The organism is Cupriavidus sp. Met-2 (assembly GCF_049843575.1).
Lineage (GTDB): Bacteria > Pseudomonadota > Gammaproteobacteria > Burkholderiales > Burkholderiaceae > Cupriavidus > Cupriavidus metallidurans.
On the sequence record NZ_JBBHZL010000008.1, the window covers coordinates 69,394 to 84,936 of the forward strand.

Consider the following 15,543-nt stretch of genomic DNA (forward strand, 5'->3'; position numbering starts at 1 on the left):
AGGATCGATCCGGCCGGCCTGCATCGCGGATCAGGGGCGCTTGCGCTTGACCGTGGACTTCCTGGCCTTCGACTTCGTCGGCACCAGCGCATTGGCGGTATCCGGCATCTCGTCGGCGCCGCTGCCATCGCCGGCCTCGGTGCCACCCGCCTCGATCTCGGGGCCCAGGGCCGCCACTTCGGTGCGGGACAGCCGGCGGATTTCCACCTTGGTCGAGCCACTATTGACGAAGCTCAGGCGCTTGGCTGCCGCGTACGACAGGTCGAGGATCCGGTTGCCATGATAGGGGCCACGGTCGTTGATCCGCACCACGGCCACCTTGTTGTTGCTGAGATTGCGCACCAGCACCCAGCTGTCTAGCGGCAGGGTCGGGTGAGCCGCCGTCATGGCGCGCATGTCGAAGCGTTCGCCATTGGCGGTCTTGCGGCCGTGAAAGCCCTTGCCGTACCAGGATGCCGTGCCACGCTGCTCGAACGTACCCATGTCCGCGCGCAGGCCGTCGATCGACGATTGCGCCGGCGCGCCTTCATCGAGGCCGAACAGGTTCCAGCTACCGCGATCGTCGGACTTGGCCGTCGCCGGCGCGTTCGTGCCGGACTTCGACCGTGCGGACTTGGTCGGGATCGCGCCTTGCGTCGATGCGTTCTCGGTGTCGCCGCCCGGCGGCGTCGCGCACGCGGCCATCACCAACGCCGATACGATGATCGCGCATTGACGAAGGAAGCGTGTGGAGCCGGGCGCTATCGTGCGCACGGACTCCGGGCGGAGTGCGGGCTGGCTAAACATAGGCGCGCAGTCTAACAGAGTCGTATTGAAGCTAGTGCCTTGATTTTGTTACGAAACTTAAGCAAAAGGTGCTTAAACTGGTGTCAATTCCCCGCAATCCACGGCGTGGCAAGGGATTGCGCCGGATACCCCGGGGCGGGTTCTTGATGGAGCGTGCACGGCTTATGCTGCACTTTCTGTGTGGCATCGCACGTATCGGGGTCGATGACCGAGCGATGACGCACGCATGACGCGGCTACAATGACTCACCTGCCGAGGCCGGTGTCCAGCCTCAAAATATGCCGCAACAAGCACAAATGAAAGCCCTCCTGATCCCCGTCACGCCCTTCCAGCAAAACTGTTCGCTACTGATCGACGAGACCACGCAGCGCGCGGCCGTTTGCGATCCCGGTGGCGATCTCGACCGCATCCTCTCGGCGGTCAAGGAGCAAGGCGTCACGCTGGAGAAGATCTTTCTGACGCACGGGCACGTCGATCACTGCGCCGGCGCCGCGACGCTATCGCGCCAGCTCGGCATTCCGATCGAGGGGCCGCAGCAGGAGGAACGCTTCTGGATCGAGCAGCTGCCCGAGCAGACGCGGCGATTCGGCTTTGGGCATCCCGAGGCTTTCGAGCCGGACCGCTGGCTCGAGAACGGCGACACGGTCACGTTTGGCAACGAGACGCTCGAGGTCTATCACTGCCCGGGCCATACGCCGGGCCACGTTGTGTTTTTCTCGCGCCCCAACAAGCTCGCCATCGTCGGCGATGTGTTGTTCGCCGGCTCGATCGGGCGCACCGACTTCCCGCGCGGCAACCACGCGGATCTGATCCGCTCGATCCGCACCCGGCTCTGGCCGTTGGGTGACGACGTGACGTTCGTGCCGGGTCACGGCCCGGTCTCCACGTTCGGCGAGGAGCGTCGCAACAATCCGTTCGTGGCCGATCACCTGATCGACGTGGCCTGACCCATGGCGAAAAAACAGGCGCCGGACACGCGTCCCGAGATCTACGTCAGTACCGACGTGGAGGCCGACGGCCCGATCCCGGGCCCACATTCGATGCTGTCTTTCGCATCGGTGGCGATGCTGGCAGACAAGACTGTTGTCGGCACGTTCTCCGCGAACCTGGAGACCTTGCCCGGCGCGGCCGGTCATCCTGTACAGATGCAATGGTGGAAAACGCAGCCCGAAGCCTGGGCGGCGTGCCGGCGTGACCTGCAGCGTCCCGAGGACGCCATGCCGCGTTACGTCGAATGGGTCGAAAGCCTGCCCGGCAAGCCGGTGTTCGTCGCGTTCCCAGCCGGCTTCGATTTCACATGGGTGTTCTGGTACATGATGCGGTTCGTAGGCCGGTCACCCTTCGGCTGGGCCGCGCTCGACATCAAGACCGTCGGCTTCGCGCTGACCGGGCTGCCCTACCGTAAAGCGGTCAAGGCGGCCTTTCCCGCCCATTGGCACGATCCGCTGCCCCATACGCACGTGGCGCTCGACGACGCGCTCGAGCAAGGGGCGCTGTTCTGCAACATGCTGACCGAACTGCGCGCACGGGAAGCCGCCCTGGCTGCCCTGCCCCCGGCGGCGGACACACCGGAAAGCGATCCCAAACCCGCAGTGTGAATGTTGGATCGCTTTCGGTGCATTTGAGGCCGAACAGGCGCACCGCCTTGGTGCGGCAACCAACACCTGTTCGATCCATGCCGCATCGATAGCATGGCAAACGTCACCTATAGTAGAAGCGTGCAATTGGTGGCGTGAGGTGGCGTGAGCGTTCGCGCCGCCTGTGCCCGCCAGCGATCCCTGACGGTGCGCCGAGGAGGTGTGGCCATGCGATTCCATCCCGATCTTCATCTCAAGGATCTTTCCGGCCGGTTGCACTGGCTGCACCGTCCTGGTGCGCATACCGATATCGTCACGCACTACCATTCCGTCACGGAAGATGCGGAAGTCGCCCAGGCGACGATCTACGTGAGCGCGGTCACGGCGGTCGTGCTGTTGGTCGTCCTGGCAGGAATCTCTTTCGGTCAGGAGGTCATGCACTGGCTGGGCGTCAATTGAACGGCCCCGTCTGAAGCACACTCCCTGTCTGACCGGCCGGCCTCCACCTCTGGTGGGGGCCGGTTCTATTTCAGGGGTGGAAAACTGGCGCTCAACCCAGCAGTTGGGCCACGTTCTCCGGCGGACGCCCGATCGCCGCGCGGCGGTTGCGGACCACCACCGGTCGCTGCAGCAGAATCGGGTTGTCGGCCACGGCGGCCAGCAGTTCGGCGTCGGTCAGGCCGGGATCGGCAAGATCCAGCTCCTTGTAGGCGCTTTCGCCATCGCGGATCATGGCGCGCACCGGCACGCCCAGCATCGTGTGGAGCTGGCGCAGCGTGGCGAGCGACGGCGGCGTCTTGAGGTATTCCACGATCTCCACCGGTTCGCCCAGGCGCTGCGCTGCCGATTCGACCAGCGCGAGCGTTTCGCGCGATTTCGAGCAGCGGGGGTTATGGTAGATCGTGATCATGACGGCTTCCTTCGGCCTGTTCCGGCAGTCTGTGTTGAACTACCCGCACTATATACAACCGCACGCGGCAACGGACAGGCAACGGCCAGGCAACGATTGCTGGCTGGCACGCATCATGCGCGACCCGGCCTATCGCTGAACCATGGCCAGCGACGACGTGCCATGGCAGATTGACCCCTCAGAATCTCCTTCGGAATCCAACGTGTCCGCCCTCCCCACCATCGCGCGCAAGCCTTACCGGCTGCGCGACGCCACCACTGACGACGTCCCGGCGATCCACGCCATCTACGCCCACCACGTGCAACACGGCCGCGCCTCGTTCGAGGAAGTGGCGCCGACCGTCGACGAGATGCGGCACCGGTTCGGCGAGGTCCTCAAGAAGGGCCTGCCGTATATCGTCGCCGAACGCGATGGCGAGATCCTTGGCTATGCCTATGCGTCGAGTTATCGCGCTCGCAGCGCCTACCGCTTCGCCATCGAGGACTCGATCTATATCGACCATCGCCATACCGGCGAAGGGCTGGGCCGCGCGCTGCTGGCCGAACTGATCACGCGCTGCGAGACCGGGCCGTGGCGTCAGATGGTGGCCGTGGTGGCGCTGACCGCGTCCGGTGAGGGCGCCGGTTCCGTGGCCGTGCACGAGCGGCTGGGATTCCGTACCGTCGGGCGGCTGGAATCGGTCGGTCTCAAGCACGGTCAGTGGATCGACACCCTGCTGATGCAGCGCCCGCTTGGCGTCGGAGACGCGACGATCCCCGACTGATTGACTGACCGGTCGCCTTTGCGGCGTCAGTCCACATCAGTCCACCATCGCGGGCACGGCGGCTTCGCACCAGGCGCGAAGGTGGTCAAAGCTGCGCGCCACCGGGTCGGAGCCGCGATTCATGTTCTCCATGCGCAGAACCTCGACGCGCGACAGGCCAATCGTCCCCAGCACGTACTTCAGGTATGGCGTGAAGAAATCCTGCTGACTGCCGGGCCCGTCGTGAAACGCGCCGCCGCAGGCCACCACGGCCAGCACCGGGCGGTCTCGCAGCAGGCCCTGCTTGCCTTGCGGCGTGCTCCGGAAGGTCCGCCCCGGCCGCACGACCACGTCGATCCACGTCTTGAGCGTGGCCGGCACCGTGAAATTGTGGATCGGCGTGGTGATCAGCACCATGTCCGCAGACTCGAGTTCGGCAATCAGGCGCTCGGAGAGCATCAGCGCCGGGGCCTGCTCGTCACCGCCGGCCGCCACGGCAAGATTCGCGTCTGTGAACGCCGCGTCGATGGGCGGCAGCGGCTCGGCACCGAGATCGCGTTCGATCACGGTCAGCGGTCCGCGATGCGCGGCCAGCCGTTCGCGTACGACGGACCCAGCCTGGCGGCTGTGTGATCGCTCGCCGCGCGGGCTGACGTTCAGGTGTAGCAATGTGGTCATGTCTGGAGGCGTATGGTCGGCCCGTGGTTCGGCCCATTAGTTCGGCCCATGAATTCGGCGCCAGTGATCGACTCACTCAGTCGAACACGTAGTTGAACCGTAGCGCCCGGGCCAGCAGGCCGTTGCGGTAGTAGAAGCGGTGGCCGAGCACATTGTCGAGCGGCGTGTCCAGCACCAGCCGCGCGCATCCCTGCGCGTGCGCTTTCGTCTTCAGCCAGTCCATCAGCATCTGGCCGTACCCACCGCTGCGCGCGGCGGCGTCAGTGACCAGATCGTCGACATAGCAGTACGGCCCATAGACGAGGTTTTCCGCGTACCGATAGCCAGCCAGCGCCACCAACGGGCCATCGTTCCACAGACCGACCAGACGGTAGCCGTCGCCGGTCTGCCGCTGCCAACGCGTGACCAGCTCGTCCGCGTCCTGCAGATGCGGGCGCAACTGGTGCATCAGGGGAAACGCCGCAGCCACGTCTCCGGGCGTATCGATGCCGCGGATCTCGATCTGCTCCGCGGTGACGCCGTTCATGGCCGGCCCCCGGGCGAGGCTGGCGGCGGCGCGAAATGCAAGCCGACCGCAATGCGGTTCCAGGCGTTGATCGAGGCAATCGCGGCTGCCAGCAACATCAGTTCCTGCTCGCTGAACACCGTCCGCGCGGTGGCGAAGGCCACATCGCGCGCGGCGGGATCGTTCATGGACGTCAGCGCCTCGGCCCAGCCCAGCGCCGCGGCTTCGCGCGCCGTGTAGATGCCCGCGTCGCGCCAGCCGGCCAGCAGGTCGAACTTGCGCGGGTCGATATCGAGTTTGCGCGCAATGTTCAGATGGAACTGCAGGCAGAACGCGCAGCCGTTGATCTGCGAGACGCGCAGCTTGAGCAGCTCCGTCAGCGCTTTGTCCATCCCCGCCGCTTCCACTGCCTTGCTTACCCCGCTCAGCGCCGCGTAGACGTCGGACGCCGATTTCGTGAAGGTCTGGAAATCCATGACTGGCTCCTTGCGATAAGATGTCAGAGTTCGAAGATTAATGTAAGAGCTCTGACATTATGGGAAAGACCCTGTCATCCAAAGGGAAAAACAAAGGGAAGAAGGCAGACGCGGAGGAAGCGGCTCGGATTCCCGCACCCGGTGAAGGCAAGCGCGGCGAGAGCGGCTATCTGGCGTACCTGCTGCGGCAGGCCAGCGCGGCCAATCGCCTGAACATGGAACGCCTGCTGGCCGATCTTGGTGTGACCCTGCCGCAGTTCTTCGTACTGACGATGCTCGGCGCCTACCCCGGCATTTCCGGTGCCGACGTCGCGCGGCTGGCGATGCTGACCCCGCAGACGGTCAGCGTGATCATGAACAACCTGGAGAAGATGGGCGCGATCGCGCGTCAGCCTCATCCGGTGCACGGCCGCATCCAGACGATCGCGCTGACGGAGAGCGGGCAGGCATTGCTGGCCGAGTGCAAGGTACGCGCGCGGGAGGCCGATAAGCGACTGCGCGCCGGGCTCACCGCCGAAGAAGAGCAGATCGTGCGGCGATGGCTGGTAAGCCTGGCCGTGCCGGACGAAGACGCCGCCGAATGAAAAAAGGCCCGCGGACGAGTGTCTCGCGGGCCATCATCACAACCAAGGGGTACTACAGTTCGCGGGGGCGCGTCTTGTTCAGGCCATCAGGTCCGACAGTGCCAGCGCGACGACCTTGGTGGCACGGTTCAGGTCGTTCAGACGCAGGTTCTCGTCCGAGTTGTGGCCGCGGGCTTCCATCAGCGTGCGCGGGCCGGCGCCGTACAGCACGGTCGGGATGCCACGGCTCGTGTAGTGGCGAGCGTCGGTGTAGAGCGGCACGCCCTGCACCGGAATCTCCACGCCGAAGACCGACTCGGCGCGTTGCTTCAGGGCACCGATCAGCTTCTCCACGCCCGGCAGTTCCGACAGCGGTTCGGCCAGGATGATGCGCTCTACCTTCACCTCGATGCCCGGACGCTCCTTGGCGGCCTTCTCCACGACAGCGCGGAGCTCGCCTTCGGCGTCGAAACCGATCTCTTCCGGAATCATGCGGCGGTCCACGCGGAACGTGACCAGGTCAGGCACCACGTTGGTGTTGATGCCACCCTTGATCAGGCCGACGTTCAGCGTGGCAGTGTCGATGCCGAGCACCTTGCTCTTGCGCGTGGCCAGTTCGGCCCGCAGGCCGTAGATCGCCTGCAGGATGTGCGTGGCGGCCTCGATCGCGTCCACGCCAGTGTGCGGCATGGCGGCGTGGCCCTGCTTGCCCTTGACGGTGACTTCCACGTGCAGACAGCCGTTGTGGGCCGACGTGATGCCGTACGAGAAGCCGGCCGAGATTGCGTAATCGGGCTTGGTCAGGCCTTCGTCGAGCAGGAACTTCGGACCGATGTCGCCACCGGTTTCCTCGTCATAGGTGAACTGCAGTTCGACGGTGCCGTTCAGCTTCGCGCCCTGCTTCTCGGCTTCCTGAAGCGCCAGCACGGCGTAGGCGTAGGTGGCGAAGTCCGACTTCGACACGGCCACGCCACGGCCGAACATCACCGGGCCATGTTCGCTGTCAGCGATCTCGCCGCCGTACGGGTCCTTGGTCCAGCCCAGGCCCGGAGGCACCACGTCACCGTGGGCGTTCATCGCGATGGTCGGTCCACCGTTGCCGAACGTCTTGCGCACCAGCAGGTTGGTCGCGCTGATCATGCCGGCTGCACGGACCTTGTCTTCGGGCACCTTGTGGGCCTCGACCTTGAATCCCAGCCCTTCGAGCAGTTCCTTGGCGCGCTTGCCATGGGCGTCGCAATCGCCGGGGGGGTTGTCCGACGGCACCTTGACCAGCTCGGCCAGGAACGCTTCCTGTTGCGGGCGGTGTTGGTCGATATATTGCGTCAGCGTGGTTTCAACGGGATTCATGTTGTCTCGTGCGGTCATCTTCGTTATCTCTGGAGTTTTCGGGGCGACGCCGATGGCGGCGCTTATTGGGGGCGATGGAAGTGCTCGACGAAATCGGCGAACACACGCGCGGCCGTCTGGGCGTCTTCCGACGTCATGGTTTCGGTGGGGTGATGGCTGATGCCGCCGTTGCCGCAGCGAACGAACAGCATGGCCACATCGGCGATGGCGGCAATGGCCATGGCGTCATGGCCCGCGCCGGAGGGCAGGTGATGCACGGGCACGCCCTGGCGCTCTACTGCCGCGGCCCATTGGGACTGCAGCCACGGCGCGCACGGAACGCTGGCGGCTTCGTGCGTCTTGCGGATCTGCGAGCGGACGTTGCGGCGCGCGCAAACACGTTCGATTTCGGCCAGCACGTCGTTGACGGCGGCCTCGCGCTCGGCGTCATCGCCAGCGCGGATATCGATGGAAAACACCGCGCGGCCCGGAACCACATTGGTGGCGCCGTTCGGCACATTGAACTGGCCGACCGTGCCGACCAGGCCCGGCTTGCCGCCGCAGCGCTTCTCGATGAAGAGGCCGATCTCCGCGCCGGCCATCGCGGCGTCGCGGCGCATGTCCATCGGCACCGTGCCGGCGTGGCCGGCCAGGCCTTCCAGCTCGACGATGAAGCGCGTGGCGCCAGAGATGGCGGTAACCACTCCCACGGGCAGGCCTTCGTTCAGCAGCACCGGACCTTGCTCGATGTGAACCTCGATGAAGGCCAGCACCTGGCTGCGATCGTGCTTCGCGGCGGGCAGTTGCCCGGCATCGAACCCGGCCGCGCGCATCACTTCGCGCATGGTCTTGCCCGAGTCATCGACGTTGTCGAGCACATTGGTATCGAACGTGCCCGCGATGGCGCGGCTGCCCAGCAGCGTGGCCTTGAAGCGCACGCCCTCTTCCTCGGCAAACCCGACCACTTCGAGCGCGAACGGAAAGCGCTTGCCCTGGCGGTTCCACTCGGCCACACAGGCGATCGGCAGGATCACGCCGAGGTTGCCGTCGTAGCGACCCGCGTCGCGCACGGTGTCGAAGTGGGAACCCGTCAGCAGCGCCGGGGCGTTTGGCGTGGTGCCTTCATAGCGGCCGATCACGTTGCCGGCGGCATCGCGGCGCACGGTCATGCCCGCAGCTTCCATCCATTCGGTCAGCAGCGCGGCGGCGCCGTGATGGGCCTCGGTCAGATAGGTGCGGGTAAGGATGCCGGGCTGATCGGTATGAACGGCCAGGGCGTCGGCCCAGGTCATGATGCGCGTGCCGGTTTCAGCGGACAACGGCGTAGGGGTTGCTGCCATGTGTGTGTCTCTCCTGCTGGTGGTGCGTGAGCTCGGTCGAGGAAATCCTGGCGGGAGGGCCAGTCAAGGCAGGCGCCCGGTGCCGTAGCTCTATTCTGTGCGATTCATGTTAGCACAGTGAATTCAAAAATTGCATACAAAAATGATATGCACTATATTGGCCTCCACGCACCAACAATCCGCTGCGGACAATCCGGTCCGGACAAGTGGATTGCGTGGATTCCGCCTCAACAGGGGGGCTTTCCGCGCGGGATATGGCTCTCGGGCCGATTTCCCGTGGTGATGCCAGGCCCGCCGCGCATCCGCCCTCCCGCGCCATGTGACGGCAGGTAGTCCTGAATCAGATCAGGGCCGGCCAGCGACGCAAAGACGTCTCATCTGGACCGCGCCCGGCACGGAGACAACAATGCAGCAAGCCGTACCCTCGCAGCGCGCCGCTGGTGCACGCCTGCACACCCGATTCACCCGCTCCCTGTTCGGTCAGGTGCTGATCGCGCTGGTGATCGGCACCCTGCTCGGGCTGTTTTTCCCCGAGTTCGCCGCCAAGCTCAAGCCGCTGGGCGATGCCTTCATCAAGCTGATCAAGATGCTGATCGGCCCCATCGTGTTCTGCGTGGTCGTGGCGGGCATCTGCGGCGCCGGGGAGCTGAAGAAGGTCGGGCGCGTCGGCATCAAGGCCGTGGTCTATTTCGAGGTGGTCACGACCATCGCGCTGGCGCTGGGCGTGGTGCTGGCCTACGTGTTCCATCCGGGCACCGGCATGAACGTGAATCCGCGTTCGCTGGATATCTCAGCCATGTCGGCCTACATCGAATCCGCCGACAAGGTGAAGAGCGCGGGCATGGTCGATTTCCTGCTCAAGCTGATTCCGAACACGATCATGGGCGCATTCTCCAGTGGAGACGTGCTGCAGGTGCTGCTGGTCTCAATCCTGTTCGGCTGCGCGCTGTCCGTCGTGGGCGAATCCGGCCGGCCGCTGGTCAAGCTGATCGACACGTTCTCGCACACGCTGTTCAAGATGATGGGCTTCATCATCAAGCTGGCGCCGCTGGGCGTGCTGGGCGCGGTGGCGTTCACCGTGGGCAAGTACGGCATCGGCTCGCTCAAGCAGCTCGGGTTCCTGGTGATCCTGTTCTACGGCGCGGTGGTGATCTTCGTGGTCGGCGTGCTGGGGCTGATCATGCGGCTGTGCGGCTTCTCGGTGCTGAAGCTGATTCGTTACCTGCGTGCCGAATTGCTGGTGGTGCTCGGCACAGCGTCGTCCGACAGCGTGCTGCCGCAGGTGATGAAGAAGCTCGAGTACATGGGCATCCGCAAGTCGGTGGTCGGCCTGGTGATTCCCACCGGCTACTCATTCAACCTCGATGCATTCTCGATCTACCTGACGCTTGCCGCGGTGTTCATCGCGCAGGCCACCAACACGCCGCTGGCGCTGGGCGACCTGCTCGGCATCCTGGCCGTGGCACTGGTCACGTCGAAGGGCGCGCATGGCATTCCCGGTTCGGCGATCGTGATCCTGGCCGCGACACTCTCCGCCCATCCGGCGATCCCCGCCATCGGCCTGGTGCTGGTGCTGTCGGTGGATTGGTTCATCGGTATCGCCCGCGCGGTGGGCAACCTGATTGGCAACTGCGTAGCCACGGTAGTGGTGGCCGCCTGGGAGCACGACATCGACCGCGAACGGGCCCACGGCGTGCTCAATGGCACGATCCCGGCAGGTGAGCTGGAGGAAGGGCTGATGGTGCACGATCATGGCTCCGGGGAAGTCCCGGTACCGGCACCGCTGCCGGGGGTGGCCTCGGGGCGCTAGAATCACGCACATCCCACTCACCGCGCTGGCCTGCCAGGCGACGCGCGACACCATGCCCGAGCATATCGATCCAGACATGACCGCCGAGGCGATTGCCGACGATATCGTCGCCGCCATCGTCTCGCACCGCCTGCCGCCCGGCACCAAGCTGCGCGAGGAGGCGCTGGCCAGCGTCTATCGCGTCAGCCGCACCAAGGTTCGCGCCGCGTTGCTGATGCTGTCCAAGGACAAGGTCATCCAGATCGTGCCGGACAAGGGCGCGTTCGTGGCCAAGCCCAGCGCGGAAGAAGCACGCGAGGTGTTCACGGTGCGGCGCATCCTGGAGGCGGCACTGGCGCGCGAGTTCGTCGCCAAGGCCACGCCTGCAGACTACAAGCGCATCGAGAAACACCTGACCGCCGAACGCAAGTCGCTGGGCGGCAATGATGCCCAGACGCGTACCCGGCTGCTGGGCGATTTCCATATCGTGCTGGCCGAGGTGGTGGGCAACAGCGTGATGACCGGCATCATGCGCGAACTGTCGATGCGCAGCGCCGTGATCACGATGCTCTACCAGAGCCGCCGCGATGCGACGTGTTCATCGGACGAGCACCGCGCCTTTATCGACGCCGCGCGCGCGGGCGATGCCGAACTTGCCGTGAAGCTGATGGTCGAGCATCTGGCGCATGTGGAGGCCGCTCTGCACTTTGAGGAAGTACCGGCGGCGGCACGTGGCAAGGACCTGGTGGCCGCGTTGCTGGCCTGACGTTCGGAGCGAATGCGATAGGCTTGATCGGAGTCAAGGACGAAGAAGCGGGAGAGGCGCAATATTCACCTCGCCATGGAGTTGCGGGGGCGCACTTCATGAGCTCTCCCCGTCCTTCGCAAGAGGGACCGCCCGCAGACCGCAATGGCTGCGGGCTTTTTCTTTTGGGGGTTCGGTTTTTGCGGATCTGGTTCCGCGCTGACGGCGCCATAGCACCAACGCTTCAAACCCCTCAGACCCTGCCGCTCCAATACCCCGGCTTTGCAAACGCCTGTTTCAAGTGCTCGATGAAGAAGCGGATCTTGGCCGGCACCGGCCGCTGCTGCGGGTACACCGCGAGGATGTCGTAATCCGGCAGCGCGTACTCGTCGAGTACCGTGATCAGCTCCCCACTTTCCAGTTGCGGCAGGATCTCCCACGTCGAACGCCAGCCCAGTCCCAGGCTCTCGCCAGTCCAGCGATGCAATAGCTCGCCGTCGTTGCAGTCGAGATTGCCGTTCACGCGCACCGTCACGGTCTTACCGTTTTGCTGGAAGTACCAGCCACGCTGCTGCCCGCCTTGCAGGTTGAACGCGAGGCAGTTGTGCTTCTCCAGATCCTCGAGCGTGTGCGGCACGCCGTGCCTGGCAAAGTACGCGGGCGTGCCGCATACCACGCGCTTATTGGTCGCCAGCTTGATCGCCACGAAGTTCGGGTCGATCGCGCCCCCGATGCGGATGCCGACGTCATAGCCCTCGCGCACCAGATCCACCACGCGGTCGGTCAGGTTGAATGAAATCTGCACCTCGGGATTGGCGGCGAGAAAGGCCGGCGCGTGCGGCGCCACGTGCTTGCGCCCGAATGCGGCCGGTGCCGACACGATCAGGTGACCGGTGGCCTTGTGCTTGCCTTCGGCAATCAGCATCTCGGCGCGGTCCAGGTCGGCCAGCGCCTTCTTGCACTGCTCCATGAACGCGGCGCCCTGCTCGGTCACCACAATGCGGCGCGTGGAGCGATGCAGCAGCTTGACGCCGATGCGTGCCTCCAGCGCGTTGATGCGCCGGCCGATCATGACCGGCGTGACGTTCTGCGTCAGCGCGGCGGCGGCCATGCTGCCGTGTTCCACCACGGCGATGAATGCTTCGATCTGTTTGAGTTTGTCCATGCCAGCCCAGCTAAATGTCTCCTGCCGGCACATTGTGAGGCATCGGAGCCATATCGCGCATCCCCGGGGCGCTATGACGCCCATCCGGCCCACCAATCGTCACGCCCCGGAAGCTCCGTGCTGGACGACTGCTACGGCTGACGCTGGCGGTTCACGGCCTCGTTGATTTCCGCTGCTTCACCCAGCACGTGGGCCAGCCGGCGCAGCGGGGCGCTGCATTGCAACTGGGCGAACAACGCCAGGGCGCATCCAGCCACCAACACTGCGCCGTAGATCGCCACGAGCGCCGGGACGCCGCCGGGTGCCATGACCGCCACACCGTCGGCCAGGATCACCGCGGCGGGCCCAATGGCCAGGACCAGCGCCATGGTGCGGGCGCTGGCGTCCCAGAGCCGTGCCTGCAGCACCACGCGACGCTGGCGGGCGCGGAGCTGGAGCGCCGGAATGCGGCCAAGGCGTAGCAGCAGCGCGTTCTCGACCTCGCTTTGGGTATCGAGCCGACGCGTCAGCCAGCGAAGCGGATGCTGCAACGCAGCACGGCGATCGAGCAGCCTGATCACCCATGCGCCGACGTAGAACACCCCGCAAACGGCCAGCAGCACGTGAAAGACCTGCGGAAGCCACGCCGGCGGCACCTGCGCAAGCACCCGGTGCCACCACACCAGCGCGCCGCCGGCGACCAGCATCGGCACCAGCGCCAGGACAAAGCCGGCCCACAACACCGTGGCCAGACGGCTCTCGGCGGCCGGTCCGGCCTGCGGAGAGGCCTGGAGCGCTTCAATCAATTCGTAGGTGGTCGGCAGCCGCGAGTACATGGCAGAGCAAGGGCGATTCCAAACCTCTCATTTTGGCCCGATGGCGGCGCGACCGAAAGCCCGCAACGCCACCAGATTGCGCCGAACCCCTCGCCATGGGGGATCCGGCGAAGGTCTCGAACACATACTGCATCGCTCACATTCGATGCTCGATGCTGCGGCATTGCTAACTGCAGGTATCGAATCAACTGATCTCCCTTCTGTTTATCCACAGGCCGGTGCGGGCATAGCATCAGACCCAGAACAAATCCCACCCATTGTTTTGAATCGTATTGGAGACAGACATGCCGAAGATGAGAGCAGTCGACGCGGCCATCGCCGTACTGGAAAAGGAAGGCATCACCACCGCGTTCGGCGTGCCGGGCGCCGCCATCAACCCGTTCTACTCGGCCATGCGCCGCGCTGGCTCGATCCGCCACCTGCTGGCGCGCCACGTGGAAGGCGCCTCGCACATGGCCGAGGGCTACACCCGTGCCGAGCCGGGCAACATTGGCCTCTGCATCGGCACGTCGGGCCCCGCCGGCACGGACATGATCACGGGCCTTTACTCGGCCTGGGCGGATTCGATCCCCATTCTCTGCATCACCGGCCAGGCCCCGCGCGCCCGTCTGTACAAGGAAGATTTCCAGGCCGTCGATATCGAGTCGATCGCCAAGCCGGTGACCAAGTGGGCCGTGACCGTGCGCGAGCCGGCGCTGGTGCCGCAGGTGTTCCAGCAGGCGTTCCACCTGATGCGTTCGGGCCGCCCGGGTCCGGTGCTGATCGACCTGCCGTTCGACGTGCAGGTGGCCGAGATCGAATTCGATCCCGAAACGTACCAACCGCTGCAACCGTACAAGCCGGCCGCCTCGCGCGCCCAGATCGAGAAGGCCATCTCGATGCTGAACCAGGCCGAGCGTCCGCTGATCGTCTGCGGCGGCGGCGTGATCAACGCTAACGCGTCGGAACTGCTGGTCGAGTTCGCCGAGCTGGTCAATGTGCCCGTGGTGCCCACGCTGATGGGCTGGGGCGTGCTGGCCGACGACCACCCGCTGCAAGCCGGCATGGTGGGCCTGCAGACCTCGCACCGTTACGGCAACGCCACGCTGCTCGCCTCGGATTTCGTGATGGGCATCGGCAACCGCTGGGCCAACCGCCACACCGGCAGCGTCGACGTCTACACCAAGGGCCGCAAGTTCGTGCACGTCGACATCGAGCCCACGCAGATCGGCCGCGTGTTCGGTCCTGACCTCGGCATCGTCTCGGATGCCAAGGCCGCGCTGGAGCAGTTCGTCGAAGTGGCTCGCGAAATGAAGATGGCCGGCCGCCTGCCGTGCCGCAAGGCGTGGGTGGCCGACGTGCAGAAGCGCCGCCGCACGATGAAGCGCAAGAGCGACTTCGACAACGTGCCGGTCAAGCCGCAGCGCGTGTACCGCGAGATGAACCAGTACTTCCCGCGCGACGTGCGCTACGTGACGACGATCGGCCTGTCGCAGATCGCCGCCGCGCAGTTCCTGTCCGTGAACCAGCCGCGCCACTGGATCAACTGCGGCCAGGCAGGCCCGCTGGGCTGGACGATTCCCGCCGCCATCGGCGTGAAGACCGCCTCGCCGAACTCGGACATCGTGGCCATCTCGGGTGACTACGACTTCCAGTTCATGATCGAGGAACTGGCCGTGGCCGCGCAGTTCAAGGTGCCGTACATCCACGTGGTGGTGAACAACTCGTACCTGGGCCTGATCCGTCAGGCGCAGCGCAACTTCGAGATGGACTACTGCGTGCAGCTCGCGTTCGACAACATCAACGCGCCCGAGCTGGAAGGCTATGGCGTGGACCACGTGAAGGTTGTGGAAGGTCTCGGCTGCAAGGCAATCCGCGTGTTCAAGCCCGAAGACATCGCACCGGCCTTTGCCGAAGCGCGCGACCTGATGGCCGAGTTCTCGGTACCGGTAGTGGTCGAGGTGATCCTCGAGCGCGTCACCAACATCGCGATGGGTACCGAGATCGACAACATCAACGAGTTCGAGCCGATCGAGGACCTCGAGGATGCCGTGGACGCCGATTCGGCGATCCTGGTCGAAGAGACCACGGCCTGAGTACCGAGTACCGCTTCCCCGTAGTACGCCACCCTGCCCCGCTCCACC

18 protein-coding genes are annotated in these 15,543 nt (G+C 65.2%); 9 read left to right on the forward strand and 9 right to left on the reverse strand.

Annotation, left to right across the window (positions count from 1 at the left end):
- Window positions 1–30: 30 nt before the first annotated feature.
- On the reverse strand, window positions 31–786 hold the full coding sequence (locus WD006_RS17870; protein ID WP_011517865.1) for a septal ring lytic transglycosylase RlpA family protein: 756 nt from the start codon (window positions 784–786) through the stop codon (window positions 31–33).
- Window positions 787–1,082: 296 nt separating this feature from the next.
- On the opposite strand from WD006_RS17870, the gene WD006_RS17875 reads away from it, so the two are divergent.
- From WD006_RS17875 to WD006_RS17885, 3 genes are all read left to right on the forward strand, one after another.
- Window positions 1,083–1,733: an MBL fold metallo-hydrolase gene (locus WD006_RS17875; protein WP_017510795.1), complete on the forward strand. Its 651-nt coding sequence runs from the start codon at window positions 1,083–1,085 to the stop codon at window positions 1,731–1,733.
- 3 nt (window positions 1,734–1,736) lie between these two features.
- Window positions 1,737–2,384 (forward strand): exonuclease, encoded by a 648-nt coding sequence (locus WD006_RS17880; protein ID WP_011517867.1) that lies wholly within the window; start codon window positions 1,737–1,739, stop codon window positions 2,382–2,384.
- A 207-nt stretch (window positions 2,385–2,591) separates the two neighbouring features.
- Window positions 2,592–2,822: a hypothetical protein gene (locus tag WD006_RS17885; protein ID WP_029306875.1), complete on the forward strand. Its 231-nt coding sequence runs from the start codon at window positions 2,592–2,594 to the stop codon at window positions 2,820–2,822.
- 91 nt (window positions 2,823–2,913) lie between these two features.
- Here WD006_RS17885 and arsC read toward each other — a convergent pair whose 3' ends face one another.
- Entirely contained in the window at window positions 2,914–3,273 is a 360-nt protein-coding gene (gene arsC, locus WD006_RS17890) for an arsenate reductase (glutaredoxin) (protein WP_011517868.1), read from the reverse strand.
- Between arsC and WD006_RS17895 the strand changes: the two genes are divergently transcribed.
- Together WD006_RS17895 and WD006_RS17900 are read left to right on the forward strand one after the other, a co-directional pair.
- Window positions 3,272–3,412, forward strand: a complete 141-nt coding sequence (locus WD006_RS17895) for a hypothetical protein (protein ID WP_160172324.1) — start codon at window positions 3,272–3,274, stop codon at window positions 3,410–3,412. The genes arsC and WD006_RS17895 overlap by 2 nt on opposite strands.
- 3 nt (window positions 3,413–3,415) lie before the next feature.
- The gene (locus WD006_RS17900; RefSeq protein WP_011517869.1) at window positions 3,416–4,036 is read left to right on the forward strand and encodes a GNAT family N-acetyltransferase; all 621 of its coding nucleotides are present in this window, start codon (window positions 3,416–3,418) and stop codon (window positions 4,034–4,036) included.
- Between the two features lie 36 nt (window positions 4,037–4,072).
- On the opposite strand, the gene WD006_RS17905 is transcribed toward WD006_RS17900, so the two are convergent.
- The 3 genes from WD006_RS17905 to WD006_RS17915 form a co-directional block, all read right to left on the reverse strand.
- Window positions 4,073–4,693 carry an FMN-dependent NADH-azoreductase gene (locus WD006_RS17905; protein WP_011517870.1) on the reverse strand — a complete coding sequence of 207 codons (621 nt, stop codon included), beginning with the start codon at window positions 4,691–4,693 and terminating at the stop codon, window positions 4,073–4,075.
- Between the two features lie 76 nt (window positions 4,694–4,769).
- Window positions 4,770–5,219 (reverse strand): GNAT family N-acetyltransferase, encoded by a 450-nt coding sequence (locus WD006_RS17910; RefSeq protein ID WP_011517871.1) that lies wholly within the window; start codon window positions 5,217–5,219, stop codon window positions 4,770–4,772.
- Window positions 5,216–5,674 carry a carboxymuconolactone decarboxylase family protein gene (locus WD006_RS17915; RefSeq protein ID WP_011517872.1) on the reverse strand — a complete coding sequence of 153 codons (459 nt, stop codon included), beginning with the start codon at window positions 5,672–5,674 and terminating at the stop codon, window positions 5,216–5,218. The genes WD006_RS17910 and WD006_RS17915 overlap by 4 nt, the downstream gene beginning before the upstream one ends.
- A 59-nt stretch (window positions 5,675–5,733) precedes the next feature.
- Here WD006_RS17915 and WD006_RS17920 point away from each other — a divergent pair, with 59 nt between their 5' ends.
- Complete coding sequence (locus tag WD006_RS17920; protein ID WP_011517873.1) at window positions 5,734–6,258, forward strand: MarR family winged helix-turn-helix transcriptional regulator; 525 nt, start codon at window positions 5,734–5,736, stop codon at window positions 6,256–6,258.
- Between the two features lie 78 nt (window positions 6,259–6,336).
- On the opposite strand, the gene WD006_RS17925 is transcribed toward WD006_RS17920, so the two are convergent.
- Window positions 6,337–7,587, reverse strand: coding sequence for a M20/M25/M40 family metallo-hydrolase (locus WD006_RS17925; protein ID WP_224445415.1), 1,251 nt, complete (start codon window positions 7,585–7,587; stop codon window positions 6,337–6,339).
- A 62-nt stretch (window positions 7,588–7,649) separates the two neighbouring features.
- On the reverse strand, window positions 7,650–8,906 hold the full coding sequence (locus tag WD006_RS17930; RefSeq protein ID WP_011517875.1) for an allantoate amidohydrolase: 1,257 nt from the start codon (window positions 8,904–8,906) through the stop codon (window positions 7,650–7,652).
- Window positions 8,907–9,312: 406 nt separating this feature from the next.
- Here WD006_RS17930 and WD006_RS17935 point away from each other — a divergent pair, with 406 nt between their 5' ends.
- A complete protein-coding gene (locus tag WD006_RS17935) occupies window positions 9,313–10,716 on the forward strand; it encodes a C4-dicarboxylate transporter DctA (RefSeq protein WP_011517876.1) in 1,404 nt (467 codons plus the stop codon).
- A 52-nt stretch (window positions 10,717–10,768) separates the two neighbouring features.
- Window positions 10,769–11,461 (forward strand): GntR family transcriptional regulator, encoded by a 693-nt coding sequence (locus tag WD006_RS17940; protein WP_008646146.1) that lies wholly within the window; start codon window positions 10,769–10,771, stop codon window positions 11,459–11,461.
- Between the two features lie 232 nt (window positions 11,462–11,693).
- Here WD006_RS17940 and WD006_RS17945 read toward each other — a convergent pair whose 3' ends face one another.
- Complete coding sequence (locus WD006_RS17945) at window positions 11,694–12,605, reverse strand: LysR family transcriptional regulator (protein ID WP_008646147.1); 912 nt, start codon at window positions 12,603–12,605, stop codon at window positions 11,694–11,696.
- Window positions 12,606–12,736: 131 nt separating this feature from the next.
- Window positions 12,737–13,420, reverse strand: coding sequence for a hypothetical protein (locus WD006_RS17950; RefSeq protein WP_011517878.1), 684 nt, complete (start codon window positions 13,418–13,420; stop codon window positions 12,737–12,739).
- A gap of 284 nt (window positions 13,421–13,704) precedes the next feature.
- Between WD006_RS17950 and gcl the strand changes: the two genes are divergently transcribed.
- Window positions 13,705–15,495 (forward strand): glyoxylate carboligase, encoded by a 1,791-nt coding sequence (gcl, locus tag WD006_RS17955; protein ID WP_008646149.1) that lies wholly within the window; start codon window positions 13,705–13,707, stop codon window positions 15,493–15,495.
- Window positions 15,496–15,543: the final 48 nt, after the last annotated feature.